The organism is Cecembia sp. (genome assembly GCF_007126775.1).
GTDB lineage: Bacteria > Bacteroidota > Bacteroidia > Cytophagales > Cyclobacteriaceae > Cecembia.
Window position 1 is genome coordinate 14,712 of the sequence record NZ_SLAP01000141.1, and the last position, 16,420, is coordinate 31,131.

The following is a 16,420-nucleotide window of genomic DNA, read 5'->3' on the forward strand; positions in this document are numbered from 1 at the left end:
AAGGCGTAATTAATTAAAAACACCATTGCTATGAAAAAGTTGGGCATTTTATTTCTTTTTGGAATCTTGTTGTTTTCCTGTAGCGAAAAGGAAGACAATAAATATACCATGAATGAAATAAGTTATAATCTGTATCAGGGTTCGGATTTCGATTACCGTGGTACGGTTTGGATAAAAGAACTTGTTGGAGGAGATCTGGAAATGACTTTGAGATTAGATGGTCCAAAATCAGATGAAACCTATTTCTTTCCGGCGCATTTGCATTTCGGTGCTTACGACAATATTGATGCTCCTATTGCATTCCTTCTGAATCCAATCGATATCAGGTCTTTAGAAAGTACTACACAGCTTGGAGCGCTGTCCAATGGACAAACACTATCATTCCAGGATTTTCAAAGCTTTGATGGTCATATAAAAATTCATTTGGCTGATTCTGGCCCAGAGTATCAAATCATTCTTTCGGTTGGTAATATTGGAAGGAATGACAACAGTATTGAATCATTCAATTTGGACAAGATGACGCTTTGTTCGCCTTATTATTAAGATGAATGGATAATAAAAAAAACAAAAAAAGTCTGCTGGATTCAGCAGACCTTTTTGTTGATCAATTTTCTCCTTCCTCATCCATAACTTTTTCTGCCAAAAGTACCCTCATTCTTTCCTGAATCTCCAAGATTTCATCATGCATTACTTTTTGGTATTCCAAGTGCTCCGGGTCAGAAAAGGGTTTCATAGGATTGTGTACATGGTATTTTCTTTCATAAGCACCGTGATCATCATCATGGTCATGAGAATGCTCAAATCCCGGAACTTCAATGATATCCTTATCCCAAATTTTTAGCAGATCCTTAACTTCTGTATATTCTATTTCGGCTTCTTTAAGGGCTTTTTCCAATTCCATCAGCTCCTCTCTGATATCTAAGGATTTTTGGTGAATGGTATTGGCTTCTTCTAGCTCTTTTGTAATTTCTCTTTCTTCGTGTTTGTGTCCTGAGCACTGGAAATAGAAAATAGATAAAATTAAGAAAACAGATATCCTAACTGTATTTTTCATGATTTTTTGGTTTAAATGAAAAGAGGAAAAACCCTAAGGTTCTTCCTCTAAAATTAAGGTTTGTTATGAATTAATCAATATGAACTTCATAAGTTTTCTGTGTAACATTCCCATTTACATCTTCTACCCACACTACCAGATCCAAATGATCTTCACCTGATGGTAGGATGATGGCATCCTCTCCCTGGAGAATATCTTCAAACCTCAATAACTCTGTGTTTGGAAGTGCAGGACCGCTCATTCCTTGTCTCCATGTGGAGGAACCCCACATTCTTTCATAAAAAACTTCATCTTTTACCCTTGCCATAGCACTGTGGCTATGGTCATGCTCTTCTTCCAATCTGATCCAAACAAATTTAATTTCTGAACTCAAGTTGTGGTCTCCCTTGGCAATGCTACCCAATGCTTCTAAAGCTTCCCCGGCCTTCCCTTCGATTTCATCATCTACAAGATTGGTAACTTCTACAACCGGTGCATAAGCCCTTTCTATAAAAAAAGTAGCAATATAATTGGATCCATCTGCAAAACCAGTTTGGTTTCCATTTACATCGACAGCAGAAATAATAATATCATATGGGCCGGCCAATATATTTCCTTCTACACGGGAAGTAGGACCTTCCCAATAAATATCAGTTGCGGTATTATCTACATTTAAGAATGTTGCTCCTTGTGGAAACCTTAATACTGGGTTGCTGGCATCCGGGCTATAAATGTCTTTGACATTCATTGCTTCAAATTCATTCAGCATTCGGGCATGGGAATGACCATCAAAGGAATTGTGGATATCTACCAAAACCTGGCCTATACCTGAGGCATCTGAAACACTGAACCTTACGTGCATATGGTCAGTGGTACCTCTCCTTACTTCATTGTTAGCTGGTCTAAACCCATCTCTACCTTCGGCGAAGGCAATAACGGGTGCTTCCAAATCAACAACTGCGGGATCATCATTGTCTGTACAGGATGCATGGACCATCATTAGTCCAATAGCTAAAATACTTAAATACTTTTTCATGGTAGTTTTTGAAATAATGTTGTATATGCAATATGGTTGCAAATATAAACCACAGTCTTAAGAATAAAAAATAAATACAACCAAATTATCGTATCCCTATTGGAATATTAATGCTAAAAGAGATATTTCTACCCTGCTCGGGAAGATTAAGCAAGCGGTACCTGCTCAAATGGTTAAAATATATCGCATTTGTAAGATTTTGACCTGATAATTGCAGCTGAAGTGAATTCTCCCAAATCTGAAGATCCCACCCTAATCCAGCTTCCCAAATTTGAAAGCCTTCTGTTATCCTTTCATTTCTATCTACTCTATTTTGCGCTGCTGCCCATCTGGATTCAACAAAAAGATAGAGATTTTCTATGCTGTTGCTGAATTTTGGAATTTTATATTCCAAGCCTGTCAAAGTAGAAAAAGGAGGCGTAAGGGGTAAAGGTAGACCTGTATCTAAATTTAGATTATGCACATACTCAGCCCCAATACTAAGGTTCAAACCTTTTGTTATGGCCAATTGCATCATAATTTCCCCTCCAGTAAAAATGGCGTTATTCTGTCTATATTCCCACAATAGACTGGATCCAGGTAAAGGCGAAAACCTTGGAGCAGGTGCCAGGTAAATGAAGTTGTCAAAATATCCGAAAAAGGGACTAAAGCTTACATATAGTTTCTTTTTAGATAGGGCTAGGTTCAAGTCTGCTTGATAGCTTCTTTCTGCTAGGAGTTCTGAATTACCTATCTCATGCCTGAAATTACCATGATGTACACCATTTGAGGCAAGCTCAATAGGCGTGGGTATCCTGTAGGCAGAACCAATATTAAATTTAACGTTTAAATTTTCTTTTATAACCCAAGACAAACCCGTGCTTCCACTCATATTTAAAAAGTTACGCTTGATGTCAGGATTTCTTTGATCAAACTCTCCTGTTGGCTGAAACCTGACGTAAATAGGCTGGAGATGTTCTTCAATGTCATGTGCAGCACCATCTGCCCTAATTCCCCCATTCCATACAAGGTTTTCGGAGAGTCTTTGCTCTCTGAAATAAAATATTCCACCCATAATGGATTGAAAATTTGGAAGCAAAAACTCAAAACCCCTGTGTTGATTCAGAGAATGCTGCAGGTTAAAACCGAGGATGGACTGTCCATTTTCCCCATGCTGTTGGTTCAAGCGGAGGTTTGCCGTGAGTACGTCAAGATTGAGGGATAATGCCAAATTACCAAAGTTATTTGGACCTACTCCCTGGGTATGTGGAAAAGAAAATTCTTTTCTTTGGTTTCTTTGGTAACCCAAATCCAGTTCCATCCAGAATTTGCCAAACTGTATGTTGTTATTCCAAATTACTTTGTAATGTTGGTTATCCTGTCTTGGAATGTCAATATTCCTATGATCTCCATCATGCCTTAGATTATATGAATTAGGAATCCCGACAGCTCCTGCAAAGATACCTGCCTGTTGATTGAAGCCGCTTACGGTTAAAGTTGAGTAGCCCCATTTTTTTTGAACCCCACCAGTAAAAGAAAAATGTCGCTCTTTGCCTGCAGTGTTCTTAAGTCTGTTCTCAAAAATTGGCAAAAGGAATCCTGCATAAATAAAATTTTGAGCGGGTACCCTATAATCACTAAAGTCCTGAGCAGTAAATCTGGCCCGGAAAACAAAATCGTCTTGATTTCCATCCACAAAGATTGAGTGGGAAATCATGTCATTGTTAGAGCGGTACATTCCGGAATAATGCCCTTCTATTTCTCCATTTTGCTTAAAGGCTGCTGGTGCTATATTGATCACTCCTGCCATGCCATCAGAACCATAAATTAAAGAAGCAGGCCCTTTTATGATTTCTACTCTATCCACATCAAAAGGATCTATTTCAAGCCCATGATCTGCCCCCCATTGTTGACCTTCCTGTTTGATACCCCTGTCATTGATCATTATCCGATTAAAACTCATACCTCTGATTACAGGTTTACTGATTCCTACACCCGTATTGATGGTAGAAATACCAGGGAGTTTTTCTATGGCATTGGCAAATGTCCCCCCATTGTTTTTTTGAATAAAATCCCGGTCTAAAATCAAAATGGTTTGAGACTGTTCCAAAGGCCCGTTTTTAAAAGGATTGGCTTCGACTGTCATGCTGTTTAACAATATTTCAGACTCTACAAGCCCTACCTCTAAAAAAAAGTCGCCATTGAGAATATGGATCGTTTTGCTAAAGGATTTGAAACCAATATGGGTAACATGCACATGATAATTTCCAGGCTTTAGGTCCTGAAATTCAAAAAAGCCATTTTCATTAGGAATTACTGATTTCCCTAATTCATGTATGGAAACAATAGCCTGTAATGGGGCTTCCTGTTCGTCAACAACCCTACCACTTAAGCTGAACGAGATGGACTGTCCAGCATTTTCATGGAAAGGAATTAGCAATAAAATAAAAAAGAAATATAGAATCAGCCGCTGTGCCAAGTTTTTGCAATAATGTTTCAAGAACAAAGGTAGCTTTTTCATTAAAAAGTTCCACTTAGCAAGCATTTAATAATAATTCACCATTGTCCTGAGTTTGCCTGAAAGTAGGCACAATATATAAAAACTTAAAATGGTACAATGGTTTTATTTTATAGTTTTCTGTTATTGGTATAGCTAATTCTGAATTTGACATTTATTGCCAAATATTGTCTTTATTTTTTTTATAAAATGAGAAAAATATTTATTAAGTTACTAAGGGTTTTTTCTAACCCAGCATTTAAAAACCATTAATTTAAACAAACATGTTCAAAAAAATCTACCAAACATGCCTAAGGCCAACGGGATTATTGGTCCTTGGATTGGCATTCACTTTCACCGCCTGTCAGGATGTACAGGAAGAGGTAACCATTAATGATTTGGAAAATTTATCCACCATGGGTCCAGAGGGATATATTGCAGACCAATACATTGTGGTTCTGCATGAAAGCAACCTTAATTTCAGGAGAACAGATAATTATGAAGCTGTCCAGGCCGGTATGCGGATTGCTGCCAATGAATTGGTTGCCCGGTATAACATTGAAGAAGAAAACGTAAATAAGGTATTTGGAAATCTGATGACAGGATTCTCCATTAAGCTATCAGGTGACCAATTGGAAGCCCTTGAAAAAGACCCAATGGTAAAATATATAGAGCCGGACGGTTATGTATATGCTATCTCAACCACTCAGAGCAATGCTACTTGGGGTTTGGACAGAATTGACCAAAGGAACTTACCTTTAAATGGCACCTATACTTACAATGCCACAGGGCAGGGGGTTAAATCCTACATCATTGATACTGGCGTCAGAACAGACCATGTTGAATTTGGAGGGAGAGCACAAAGGGGCTTTGATGCTTTTGGTGGCAATTCAGAGGATTGTAATGGTCATGGTACACATGTGGCCGGTACAGTTGGAGGCAATCTTTATGGAGTTGCTAAAAACACGACCTTAGTAGGAGTAAGGGTATTGGACTGCAATGGCTCAGGGTCTTGGAGTGGCGTTATTGCCGGTATGGATTGGGTAGCAGCTGATGCAAACGGTCCGTCTGTAGCCAATATGTCTTTAGGTGGTGGCGCTTCAATTTCCATCAATGACGCAGTAGCGAGAATGTATGATGCCGGAGTACCGGTTATTGTGGCAGCTGGAAATGGAGATAGAAGAGGCAGAGAACAACCAGCATGTAATTATTCTCCGGCCAGTGCACCGAGAGCTTATACAGTAGGAGCAACAACCAGTTCGGATGCAAAGACATCATGGTCCAATTATGGAGACTGTGTGGATATGTTTGCACCTGGTGCAAGCATTACAGCTGCATGGCATACCAGTTCTACTGCTATGAATACCATTTCTGGTACCTCAATGGCTTCTCCTCATGTTGCCGGTGTAGCTGCCTTGTTCTTGCAATCCAATCCTTCAGCTTCATCTCAAGCAGTATATAATTTCTTAACTGAAACTTCTACAAAAAATATTGTCAGCAATTCTCGAACTGCCAACAATCATATGCTTTACTCACTAGGCGAAAGTACCGGTGGAGACACAGGAGGAGATAATGGGGGAGATGATGGCGGTAACGATGATGGTGATAATGGGGGTGACGATGGCAATGCTACTGTTCAATTAACCGGTACAGGCACCAAAGTTCAAGGTAGATGGAGATCCGATTTAACTTGGTCTGGCGCTAATACTTCACAAATTGATATTTATAGAGATGGTAACTTGATCGCAACGGTAAATAATTCCGGTTCTTATATAGATCAAACTGACTTTAGAGGAGGTGGAACTTTGACGTATACAATATGTGAGACTGGTAGTTCTCCAAGTTGCTCCAACGCTGTAACGATTACGTTCTAAAAAATTAATATCCAAACATCCTAAACCACCTTCTAATCGGAAGGTGGTTTTTTTATTTTATTTTTTTTAGATCCAATAAAATTTCCTCAAGTCCATTGAGTCTTATTTCATACAATGTGTTCAACCACATACCCAACTTCCCTTCAGGAAAACCTTTTCTATGCATCCATACCAAATAATGCTCGGGTATGTCGCAGAGTAGCTTTCCTTTGTATTTCCCAAATGGCATGGTCTTGGTTACCAAATCAATCAAAATTTCTCTGTCCATAATCCAAAAGTAGAACATATATTTGAAGAAATTTAGGCAAATGAAAAAAGCATTTTTCCTCCTTATATTTGTGCATGTGTCTACCATCCTTTGTGCACAGGATTTTTCAGGCACATGGAACGGTTCACTCGAAGTCATGGGGCAAAAAATACCGCTGCTGTTCCATTTTGAAAATGATAATGGCTCCTGGAATGGTAAGATGGATAGCCCTAGTCAAGGTGCCATTGGCATTGAGATGAGCAAAGTCCTGATAGAAGGACCTATGCTGAATTTTGAAATCAGTATGGCAAATATAGCATATGACGGACTTCTGATAGGTAAAAATATCCAAGGAACTTTCAAACAATCCGACATGTCTTTTCCATTGGACTTAACCAGAGCAAAAGATGAAAAAGAAACTATTGAAAGATACAGACCTCAAATTCCCCATCCTCCTTTTACTTATGATATCATTGAAATAACCTTTAATAATTTATTGAATAACAGACTGTTTGGAACAATTACCAAACCCCATGGAAATGGCCCCTTTCCTTCAGTAATTTTGATTACAGGTTCAGGACCTCAAAATAGGAATTCTGAAATTTTTGGACACGAACCTTTTTGGGTAATGGCAGACCATCTCAGTAGGAATGGAATCGTGGTCTTAAGGTATGATGAAAGAGGAGTAGGGGAGTCAGAAGGAGAATTCTCAACTGCCAGTACGCTTGATTTTAAAGATGATGCCATTCAAGCTTTAAAATATTTACAGACTTTGAATTTTGTCAATCCGGACAAAGTCGGAATAATCGGGCATAGTGAAGGAGGTTTAATAACATGGATGATGGCAAAAGAAGCCGAAGAAATCGGACTTGATTTTATTCTTTCTCTCGCTGGACCGGTAGTTCCTATTTCGGATTTGATGCTCAAGCAAACAGAGGATGTTTCCCGTACAGCAGGAAATCCTCTTGAATTGGTAGAACAACAAAAACTGATCAATTCCCAATTTTATCAGTTGATCCTTGACAGTGAAGATATGGAGAAAGCAAAAGCTGCTATTCCTGCATTGGTGGAAAGGGTAGTCGAAGGCTATGGGCTTTCTGAGGAGCTTGAGAAACAACAAATTGAAACCTTGACCAAAACTTTAAACAGAAGTGTAAATCCTTGGATTTATCAATTCCTCAAGACCAATCCAGAAGAATTCATCCTTGCCATTCAGATCCCCACATTTGCCGCATTTGGTGGCAAGGATGTACAGGTCAATGCCGCCCAGAACGGTAACCGGCTTTTGGAATTATATCAAGATAAAAAGACGCTATTGGACTTGAAAGTCTATGAATCCTTGAACCATCTATTCCAAACGGCTGCTACAGGAGCGGTCTCTGAATATGAAACCATTGAAGAGACATTTCATATTCAAGTACTGGAGGATATGGTTGAATTTATCCATAGTATAGGAATTAAGTAATAAACTTATTCCTTATCTATAAAGTTAAATTCTTAAAATCCTACTGCGGCATCATCACCGCGTCGGTCTGCACCACCTTCTAATTTCCCATCAGGCAGCACTAAAATGGCATCTACCTTTCCCAGAATCGGTGTATAGCCTTCATTTATAAGATAGCCTTTACGCTTTAAAGCGTCCAAAACCTCTTTTGGGAAACCTTCAGGCTCAAAATTGATATGATCGGGCAACCATTGGTGATGGAACCTAGGGGCATTAACTGCCTCTTTCATATTCATTCCAAACTCCACCACGTTGAGAATAGTCTGAAGGACGGAAGTAATGATGGTTGAGCCTCCAGGAGTCCCAACAACCATAAGCAATTTTCCATTCTTTTCAACCAAAGTAGGGGTCATAGAACTCAGCATGCGTTTTCCGGGAGCTATGCTATTGGCTTCTGCACCGATCAGACCAAACATATTCGGTACACCGGCTTTTGCGCTGAAGTCATCCATTTCATTATTCAGAAAAAACCCAAGTTCATCGGAGTAGAGTTTGGAACCATAGGCACCATTCAAGGTGGTAGTAATGGCCGCAGCATTACCAAACTGATCCACGATGGAATAATGGGTCGTTTCATCACTTTCAATAAATTGTATAACTCCTTGAGAAATTTCAGAAGATAAGGTAGCTTTTTCCGGGTTGAAATCGGAAATTCTCTGACTGAGGTAACTTTTATTCGTAAGTACTTCAGTGGGAATTTCAACAAAATCCGGGTCTCCCAGATAATAATTGCGGTCTGCAAAAGCCCTCCTTTCTGCCTCGGTCAATACCTGAATATATTCAGGTCCATTGTGGCCCATTGAAGCCAAGTCAAATCCTTCCAACATCCCAAAAATCTGTGCAAGGGTAATTCCTCCTGAACTCGGAGGGGCCATGGAAATCACTTTAAAACCCCTATATTCAAACTGTATTGGATCCCGCCATTTGGCTTCATATTGGGCCATATCCTCCATAGTAATAATACCCCCTTTCTCTTGGATAAAAGCTACTAATCTTTCAGCAGTTTCCCCTTTATAAAACTCATCCCTCCCATTTTTTGAAATTCTTCTTAAGGTTTGTGCCAAAGCCGGATATTTGATGGTATCTCCAGCTTTGAACTCCTGGGCAAATAAGGTGTTTTCACCACTGACTTTAATTATATCTTCCCTGCTATTTGCCAATCTTCTTTCCTGATTATCCGTTACTACTACACCTTTTTCTGCAAGTTCAATTACAGGTTCCAATATATCTTCAATAGGAAGAGAGCCCAATTTGCGATGTACCTCAAATATTCCTGCTACTGTACCAGGAACTCCAACTGCCATAGCACCCAAGGTGCTTTTGCCGGGTATAACGTCTCCATTCTCATCAAGGTACATGTCTCTGCTTGCAGCAAGTGGAGCTTTTTCCCTGTAATCAATACTGCCTATAGTACCATCTGTCAAGCGGTACACCATAAAACCACCACCTCCCAGATTACCGGCAAAAGGAAACGCCACCACCAATGCCAACTCTGTAGCAACCATGGCATCAAAGGCATTTCCTCCTTTTTCCATCATCATCAAGCCAATTTTTGAAGCTTCCTCTCTGGCTGATACGACAATGGCATTTTCAACAATTAGACCTGTCTCTGATTCAGGATGGGAGATTTTTTCCTGGCAGGAAAACAATAGGATCGATATAGCCAAAAAAGGGCTGATCGTTCCTTTAAGATTAAGGATCTTTTGCATCTCAATCAATTAAAGTACTGTTAAAGAGTTTGAGGATTCTGTTGTATTCATCGGTCCAACTGCTTGGTTCCACAAATCCATGGTCTTCTACTGGATATACTGCCATCTCCCAATTTTCTTTACCCAATTCAATCAGTATTTGGGCAAGTCTCACGACATCCTGGAAATGGACATTGACGTCAAGCATGCCATGAGCAATCAATAAATGGCCTTTCAATCCTTCTGCAAAGTAAATTGGGGAGGACCTCCTGTATGCAATCGGATCATTGAAAGGTTCATTTAAGATATTGGCCGTATAGCCATGATTATAATGTGCCCAATCTGTCACCGATCTTAAAGCAGCTCCTGATTTAAAAGTATCCGAGGCATTAAAAAGGGCCATAAGGGTAATGAAACCGCCATAACTTCCGCCGTAAATGCCTACTTTTTTGGGGTTGACACCATGAGTGTCAATAAGGTACTTAACACCATCTACCTGGTCTGAAAGATCTTTTCCGCCCATGTGCCTGTAAATTGCTGTTCTCCAATCCCTTCCATAACCTGCAGAACCACGGTAATCAATATCAAGTACCGTATATCCCAAATCAGTCAGGAGATTGTGAAACATGTACTCTCTGAAATAACTGGACCACCATTTATGCACATTTTGTAAATAGCCTGCACCATGAACAAAAACCACTGCTGCTCCATTACTTTTTTCCTGCTCCGGCAGGTAAAGCCGTGCAGGTACAAAAGTTCCATCCGCGGCTTTGAATTTTACCAGTTCAGGTTCCCTCCAATCGTAAGCTTTGAAGGCTTCCGACTGGCCATCTGTCAATTGATTTGGTGTTGCATTTGGAAGATTTTCCTGTAAATACAGCTCCCAAGGTTTGTTACTGTAAGAATACAGGATGGCCATATGTTTTTCATCTGGGGATAGTGCAACGTCATTATTCCCCGTCATGCTGGTCAATTTTTCCATTTTACCGCCCATGATAGGCATCATGTAATGATGTCTTTCTCCTGGGTCCTCTTCAGAAGTGCTCAGGTACCAGAATTTACCGTCTTTGGAAATTTTGGGATCAAAAACTTCAAAATCACCCTTTGTAAGTTGCTTCTTTTTTCCATTGGTAACATCCAAGATATATAGATGGGAAAAGCCACTTTCCTCAGATTGGAAATAAATGTGCTTGTTATCCGGTAACCATCCAAAAGTGCCTCCTCCCATGCTCCATCCTATCCCTGGGCCAGCAATCCAAGCTTCATCTCTTTGTCTGTCTAAGGACTTTAAAGTGCCTTTTTCCAAATCCAAAAGCGCAATCCAACGGTCCTTATTATCCACAGAACGAATGTTTACCACTGCATGAATGCCGTCTTTTGAAAATTCTACCGCAGATGGAATTACCTTTCTTATTTCTGCCTCCCATTTTTTATCAGGATAATCCTTTACGTAATCCGGTAGATCTTTGATTCCGGGTAGCTCATCAGTTTTGACCAGGTATACTGTGTCTTTTTTGAAATTATATATGGCGAGTTCTACTTTACTTGGCTGATCACCCACTTTTGATCTGGCAGGTAGATTGGTGGTATATCCTGATAAATGGGTGTAATCCGGCACATCCGTCCTTTTATTCTCGGCTCTGCTTATCAGGTTAAACGTTGCGTAAGCCCCATCAGGAGCCAATTGGAGATTGGCCAGTTGCCGATTGGCTAAATAAAAAGAAAATACTTCCGGTTCAACGGTAGCATCCCTGTAAGCCTTGCTTTTTTCTTTCTTTTCTTCCCTTTCCCTAACAACTTGAAGAAGTGCGAGGTTATCATCCTTCAACCATGCTTCTCGATCTGATGATACTTCCTTTTTTTCCACGGGTTCAGACCCCGATTTAATATTCGTGGTCTTTTTAAGCTTTCCATTCGCCTTTTCTAGTACATAAAGGTTATTGCCGGCCTGAAAACTTACTTTATTTTCATCCAATAAATACTTTGCATTGGAAATTCTGTCTCCAAATTCAAGTAAAACAGTCCTTTCACCGCTTTCTAAATCATATTGGATCAGATCCCCGCCAACAGTAAAAACTTTCTTTGATTTTGACCTATTGATAGCTGCAAAAGGTGGAACAAGCAATCGTTTTTCCTCCAAGCTTACTTTTTCAATTTTATCAGGGGTATCTAAGCTGATTTTATACAGTGAATCAGCCGGATTATTTTCAGGATTGTAATTGAAATAAATAACTTCTCCTTTCTCGTCCCACTTGACATTGGAAGGAAAATTACCCATCCATTTGGGATCTTTCATGATCTGCTCCACGGACAAAGCCTGGGCAAAAATTAGCGTGTAGGATAAGCAAATTAAGGTAAGCGTGGTAAATAGTTTTCTCATATCTCACAAATTTTACCAAATATGAAATGAAAATCATTCGCAGGATACAAAAAATTTATGGACGGAAATAAAATGCAGCTTTAAATTTGCTGAAGAATTTTTTTAATCGTTAAGGTGAAAAAAATACCAAACATGGGACTTCAAAATTTTGAGTCCTAAATATTGTCCAAAAAATGTTTAAGTTCTTTGTCTATAATGTCGATGTGTTCTAAAAGATGGTTATAAGTAGGCCTTGAATTTTCCAGATCCGATTCTATCTTCTCCAATAATTTTCTGGATTCAATGGCACCTACATAACTCATGCTGGGTTTGGCCTTGTGGCATTTTTTTTTGATAGTGGCATAATCTCCTTTATCATAAAAGGGATCAAGGAGCTTCAGGTCACTTAGATTTGTGTCCAGAATGATTTGAACCATTTCCCTCAACATTTCTTTGTCGTCATCACCAAAATACTGAATAATCGTCTGTGGACTAATGAGTTGATACATAAAAACTAATTTCGCATATTTTATGCATTATTTACACAAATTTATGTATTTCAAATAAATAAAAAAATGATAACTTACTTTTTATGAAAAAGAATTTTGGATTTTTCTAAGTGTAGGCTTATTGATGTGATTTATCTTTTCTAATTTCGGTCCTGAATATAAATTAAGTATTGCTTAAACCGTTTGCATATAGTTTTTGTTATAAAACTCATTATGACTAGGAATAAACTTGTTTTTATCGTCTTGGCAGTGATCTTTATGGTAATAATGATTTGGATTAGTGTGGACATATCCAAAAGGACTACATTTCCCGGCTCAAAAGGTAACCTTAAAGAAAGAATAGCACCTTCTGAAACTGACAGCATCAAGTAATATGGCAGAAAGAAAGAAAATTGATGTAGACCGACTTGATCTGGAAAAGATGAAGGAAAAAACCACAGAAAATCCCGGGTTACTTCCTTATGCACACCAATCAGGAAGTGCGATCATTAAACCTGAAGACAAGGGAAAAATCACGGGTAGGGCAGTTGCGGCCATGCATTCACAGACCGATATGCAAATGGCACAGATCTATCAACAGATGCAATTATTAGCGGATCAGGCAAAAACCATAAAAAGCAGGGTGGAAGTTTCTGAAAGAATTTACCAAAGCTCAATTGGGTTTGAACCTTTAATCAATCACCATTATTTTTTGTATGAAAAAGAAGATCAAACTGATTTTCTAAGTATGGTAGCGCCCGAAGAGTGGGGGAAGAAAAAGCCTTTTTCCAAATTCATTGCTGAGGTAAAGCTTTTGGCTGACCATACATGGGAAGTTATCAGAAGTAATTAAATGTCTTTAAAGCATGCATTCTTTAAAAATAAATCATTTGGCAGAGATTCTGAAACTTTCAGAGCTTCCTATTGAGCAGGATTTTTGCCTCGAGATAAACAACCGTTTTATAGAAGGCAAAGGAGAGGATTTTTTAAAGGAATTATTTGAATGTTTGGGAGGCAGAGGGAATTTTCCTTTGTTGGATCGGATAAAATTTGATTTTAAAATCAACAGGTATGTTTTCATTTATGATGACGCTGTCCATTTTAACAGGTATAGATTGAATAGTTTGAAAACATCCATTTATCAGACTTTTGCTTTTCCCTGGGCTGATATCTACAAAAGACTTTGCAGAAATTATGAAAAGGAATGCCTGAAAGCTGGTGTACAGGAAAGAATTTGGAAAGGCCCACCCATTGCTGGGAGGATTTTTGGTAATAGTGAGCTGGCTGGTGACCTTTCCGGCAATGGGGCTTCGGGATGGAAACTGAATGCTTATAATGATGCACAATATGACCTAATAAGCCGACTTCATGGTTATAAATTGGTCAGGATTCCAATGTACGAGAACCTCATGATTGGTGGGAGTCTCAAAAGAATAGATGAACTTTTGCTCCGTCCAACAGAGGATAATTCTAAAGCAATTCTTTCTTGGTTAAATAGAAAAATCCTTTAAGCAAACAAGCCATACATTTCCCTGTCAACCCGTTGCACTATTGAAGAAAAATCTTCATGACTGGTTACAAAATCCAACTCATTGACATCAATAATCAGCAATTTGCCTTTATCATAGCCCGTAATCCATTCTTCATAATGCGCATTGAGATTTTTGAGATAATCAATACGAATGGAATTTTCATAATTTCTCCCTCTTTTTTCTATCTGTCCTACCAGTTTGGGAATATCAGCTTTTAAATAAATCAGCAAATCCGGCGCCTTTACATAATTGATCATGGAATGAAAGAGGTTCAGGTAATTTTCATAGTCTCTTTCTGCTATCAATTTTGATTTAAACAAATTGGCTGCAAAAATATAGGCATCCTCATAAATTGTTCGGTCTTGAATGACCGAATGTCCGCTTTCCCTGATCCGGGATATCTGATTAAAACGGCTGTTCAGGAAATATACCTGTAAATGAAAAGACCAACGCTTCATGTCTTCATAAAAATCTACTAAATAGGGGTTATTTTCCACAGCCTCGAGTTCTGCTCTCCAACCGTAATGTTTGGCGAGTTTGATGGTAAGGGTGGTTTTTCCACTTCCGATATTTCCCGATACAGCGATATGCATTTTACTATTTAAATTGAGGAGAAACTATAAATTCTTTCACTCCTGGGGTATATTTATAGAAACCTTCACCTGTTTTTATACCTTTGAATCCTGCTTCAACCATATTTACCAATAGGGGGCAGGGAGCATATTTTGGATTGCCAAAGCCATCATATAACACACGAAGAATAGAAAGGCAGACATCCAGTCCAATAAAATCTGCCAATTGCAAAGGCCCCATAGGATGGGCCATGCCAAGTTTCATAACGGTATCAATTTCTTCAATACCTGCTACACCTTCATACAGGGTATAAATGGCTTCATTGATCATTGGCATCAGAATCCTGTTGGCTACAAAACCCGGATAATCATTGACTTCCACTGGTACTTTGTCCAATTTTTTGGATAAATCCATAATCAGGGATGTCACCTCGTCAGATGTTGCATAACCTCGGATTACCTCAATGAGCTTCATTACAGGTACAGGGTTCATAAAATGCATTCCTATTACTTTTTCGGGTCTTGCGGTGACTGCACCTATTTTGGTGATAGAAATGGAAGAGGTATTGGAAGCCAAAATGGCTTCTTCCTTACAAAGTTCATCCAATTGCCTGAACAAATCCAATTTGACAGAAAGATTTTCCGTAGCCGCTTCCACAACCAAATCAGCACTTCTTACACCCTCTTCCAAAGAGGTAAAGGTTTTGATTTTTGCAAAAGCAGTATTTTTATCCTCTTCGCTTAACATACCCTTTGCTACTTGCCTGTCCATATTCTTGGATATAGTAGCCAAGGCTTTTTCCAAAGCACCTTTATTGATATCTACAAGGGAGACCTTATATCCAAATTGGGCAAATACGTGTGCGATGCCGTTACCCATTGTGCCGGATCCTATAACCGTAATGTTGTTCATGTCTATTTGGGTTTAATATTCAATTGATTAACAAAATTTATCACAAAATGTCCATGGGAAAATTGATTTTCTAGCGAATTCTGAACCCAAATCTATATTGAAACAAAAGTATTTCCAATTCCTAATACTATAATTTGGTTACATTTGTGGTATGAAAGAACTTGGAAGGCTCAACAGCCTACTCATTAATAGATTTACCGCCAATGGGGCTTATTTGGCTTTGCATGAAGGGGGAGAAATCCTATTGCCAAAAAGTTATTTATCCGGAAAAGAAAAAGAAGGAGAAGAGATAGAGGTTTTTGTATACACTGACAGTGAGGATCGTCCGGTAGCTGTCACACAAAGACCCATGGCTTTATTGGATGAGTTTGCGGTCCTGGAAGCAAAAGAGATTACCAAGTTTGGGGCTTTTTTGGATTGGGGCTTACCAAAAGACCTCTTTGTTCCGCAGGCGGAAATGCGGAAAACCATGGAAGTAGGTAAGAAATACTTGGTGCGTATCTGTAAAGACCATAAAACAGAACGGCTGATTGGGGTTTCAAAATATGAGGACTTCCTAATTAAAGATACTCAAGGCTTTGAGGAAGGTCAGGAGATAAGTATTTTGATTTTCGAAGAAACTGATCTGGGATTCAAAGCTTTGATTGAAGATAATTTCGAAGGTCTGCTTTATAAAAACGAAATATTTCAACCGGTTC

Annotated in this window: 16 protein-coding genes; 7 read left to right on the plus strand and 9 right to left on the minus strand. The window is 39.0% G+C overall.

The features are described from left to right. Window positions 1-30: 30 nt before the first annotated feature. A complete protein-coding gene (locus QZT73_RS09550) occupies window positions 31-543 on the plus strand; it encodes a hypothetical protein (RefSeq protein ID WP_291787815.1) in 513 nt (170 codons plus the stop codon). Window positions 544-604: 61 nt separating this feature from the next. Here the strand turns inward: QZT73_RS09550 and QZT73_RS09555 are convergent, their stop codons facing one another. The 3 genes from QZT73_RS09555 to QZT73_RS09565 form a co-directional block, all read right to left on the minus strand. After that, the gene (locus QZT73_RS09555) at window positions 605-1,054 is read right to left on the minus strand and encodes a hypothetical protein (RefSeq protein ID WP_291780044.1); all 450 of its coding nucleotides are present in this window, start codon (window positions 1,052-1,054) and stop codon (window positions 605-607) included. Window positions 1,055-1,124: 70 nt separating this feature from the next. Continuing rightward, complete coding sequence (locus QZT73_RS09560) at window positions 1,125-2,069, minus strand: DUF4625 domain-containing protein (protein ID WP_291780047.1); 945 nt, start codon at window positions 2,067-2,069, stop codon at window positions 1,125-1,127. A gap of 85 nt (window positions 2,070-2,154) precedes the next feature. Then, complete coding sequence (locus tag QZT73_RS09565; protein ID WP_291787817.1) at window positions 2,155-4,569, minus strand: TonB-dependent receptor; 2,415 nt, start codon at window positions 4,567-4,569, stop codon at window positions 2,155-2,157. 260 nt (window positions 4,570-4,829) lie between these two features. Between QZT73_RS09565 and QZT73_RS09570 the strand changes: the two genes are divergently transcribed. Next, the gene (locus QZT73_RS09570; RefSeq protein ID WP_291787819.1) at window positions 4,830-6,419 is read left to right on the plus strand and encodes a S8 family peptidase; all 1,590 of its coding nucleotides are present in this window, start codon (window positions 4,830-4,832) and stop codon (window positions 6,417-6,419) included. 52 nt (window positions 6,420-6,471) lie between these two features. Here the strand turns inward: QZT73_RS09570 and QZT73_RS09575 are convergent, their stop codons facing one another. After that, window positions 6,472-6,687 (minus strand): DUF3820 family protein, encoded by a 216-nt coding sequence (locus QZT73_RS09575; RefSeq protein ID WP_291780064.1) that lies wholly within the window; start codon window positions 6,685-6,687, stop codon window positions 6,472-6,474. Between the two features lie 40 nt (window positions 6,688-6,727). On the opposite strand from QZT73_RS09575, the gene QZT73_RS09580 reads away from it, so the two are divergent. Further along, a complete protein-coding gene (locus tag QZT73_RS09580) occupies window positions 6,728-8,131 on the plus strand; it encodes an alpha/beta fold hydrolase (protein ID WP_291787821.1) in 1,404 nt (467 codons plus the stop codon). Window positions 8,132-8,163: 32 nt separating this feature from the next. Here the strand turns inward: QZT73_RS09580 and ggt are convergent, their stop codons facing one another. The 3 genes from ggt to QZT73_RS09595 form a co-directional block, all read right to left on the minus strand. After that, window positions 8,164-9,879 carry a gamma-glutamyltransferase gene (gene ggt / locus QZT73_RS09585; protein WP_291787823.1) on the minus strand — a complete coding sequence of 572 codons (1,716 nt, stop codon included), beginning with the start codon at window positions 9,877-9,879 and terminating at the stop codon, window positions 8,164-8,166. Between the two features lies 1 nt (window position 9,880). Then, entirely contained in the window at window positions 9,881-12,238 is a 2,358-nt protein-coding gene (locus QZT73_RS09590) for a S9 family peptidase (protein ID WP_291787825.1), read from the minus strand. 155 nt (window positions 12,239-12,393) lie between these two features. Then, complete coding sequence (locus QZT73_RS09595) at window positions 12,394-12,726, minus strand: Hpt domain-containing protein (protein WP_291787827.1); 333 nt, start codon at window positions 12,724-12,726, stop codon at window positions 12,394-12,396. A gap of 213 nt (window positions 12,727-12,939) precedes the next feature. On the opposite strand from QZT73_RS09595, the gene QZT73_RS09600 reads away from it, so the two are divergent. Genes QZT73_RS09600 through QZT73_RS09610 form a run of 3 tightly spaced genes read left to right on the plus strand, consistent with a single transcriptional unit; the run spans window position 12,940 to window position 14,216 of the window. Then, window positions 12,940-13,098, plus strand: coding sequence for a hypothetical protein (locus tag QZT73_RS09600; protein ID WP_291785094.1), 159 nt, complete (start codon window positions 12,940-12,942; stop codon window positions 13,096-13,098). A gap of 1 nt (window position 13,099) precedes the next feature. After that, window positions 13,100-13,558 carry a DUF2452 domain-containing protein gene (locus QZT73_RS09605; RefSeq protein ID WP_291785092.1) on the plus strand — a complete coding sequence of 153 codons (459 nt, stop codon included), beginning with the start codon at window positions 13,100-13,102 and terminating at the stop codon, window positions 13,556-13,558. A 13-nt stretch (window positions 13,559-13,571) separates the two neighbouring features. After that, window positions 13,572-14,216, plus strand: coding sequence for a hypothetical protein (locus QZT73_RS09610; RefSeq protein WP_291787830.1), 645 nt, complete (start codon window positions 13,572-13,574; stop codon window positions 14,214-14,216). Here QZT73_RS09610 and QZT73_RS09615 read toward each other — a convergent pair. After that, on the minus strand, window positions 14,213-14,830 hold the full coding sequence (locus QZT73_RS09615; RefSeq protein ID WP_291785089.1) for a deoxynucleoside kinase: 618 nt from the start codon (window positions 14,828-14,830) through the stop codon (window positions 14,213-14,215). The two genes, QZT73_RS09610 and QZT73_RS09615, sit on opposite strands and share 4 nt — an antisense overlap. Before the next feature lie 4 nt (window positions 14,831-14,834). Next, window positions 14,835-15,722, minus strand: coding sequence for a 3-hydroxybutyryl-CoA dehydrogenase (locus QZT73_RS09620; protein ID WP_291785087.1), 888 nt, complete (start codon window positions 15,720-15,722; stop codon window positions 14,835-14,837). Window positions 15,723-15,873: 151 nt separating this feature from the next. Between QZT73_RS09620 and QZT73_RS09625 the strand changes: the two genes are divergently transcribed. Further along, window positions 15,874-16,420, plus strand: a 547-nt coding sequence (locus QZT73_RS09625) for a S1-like domain-containing RNA-binding protein (protein WP_291787833.1), incomplete at its 3' end; no start/stop codon positions are given.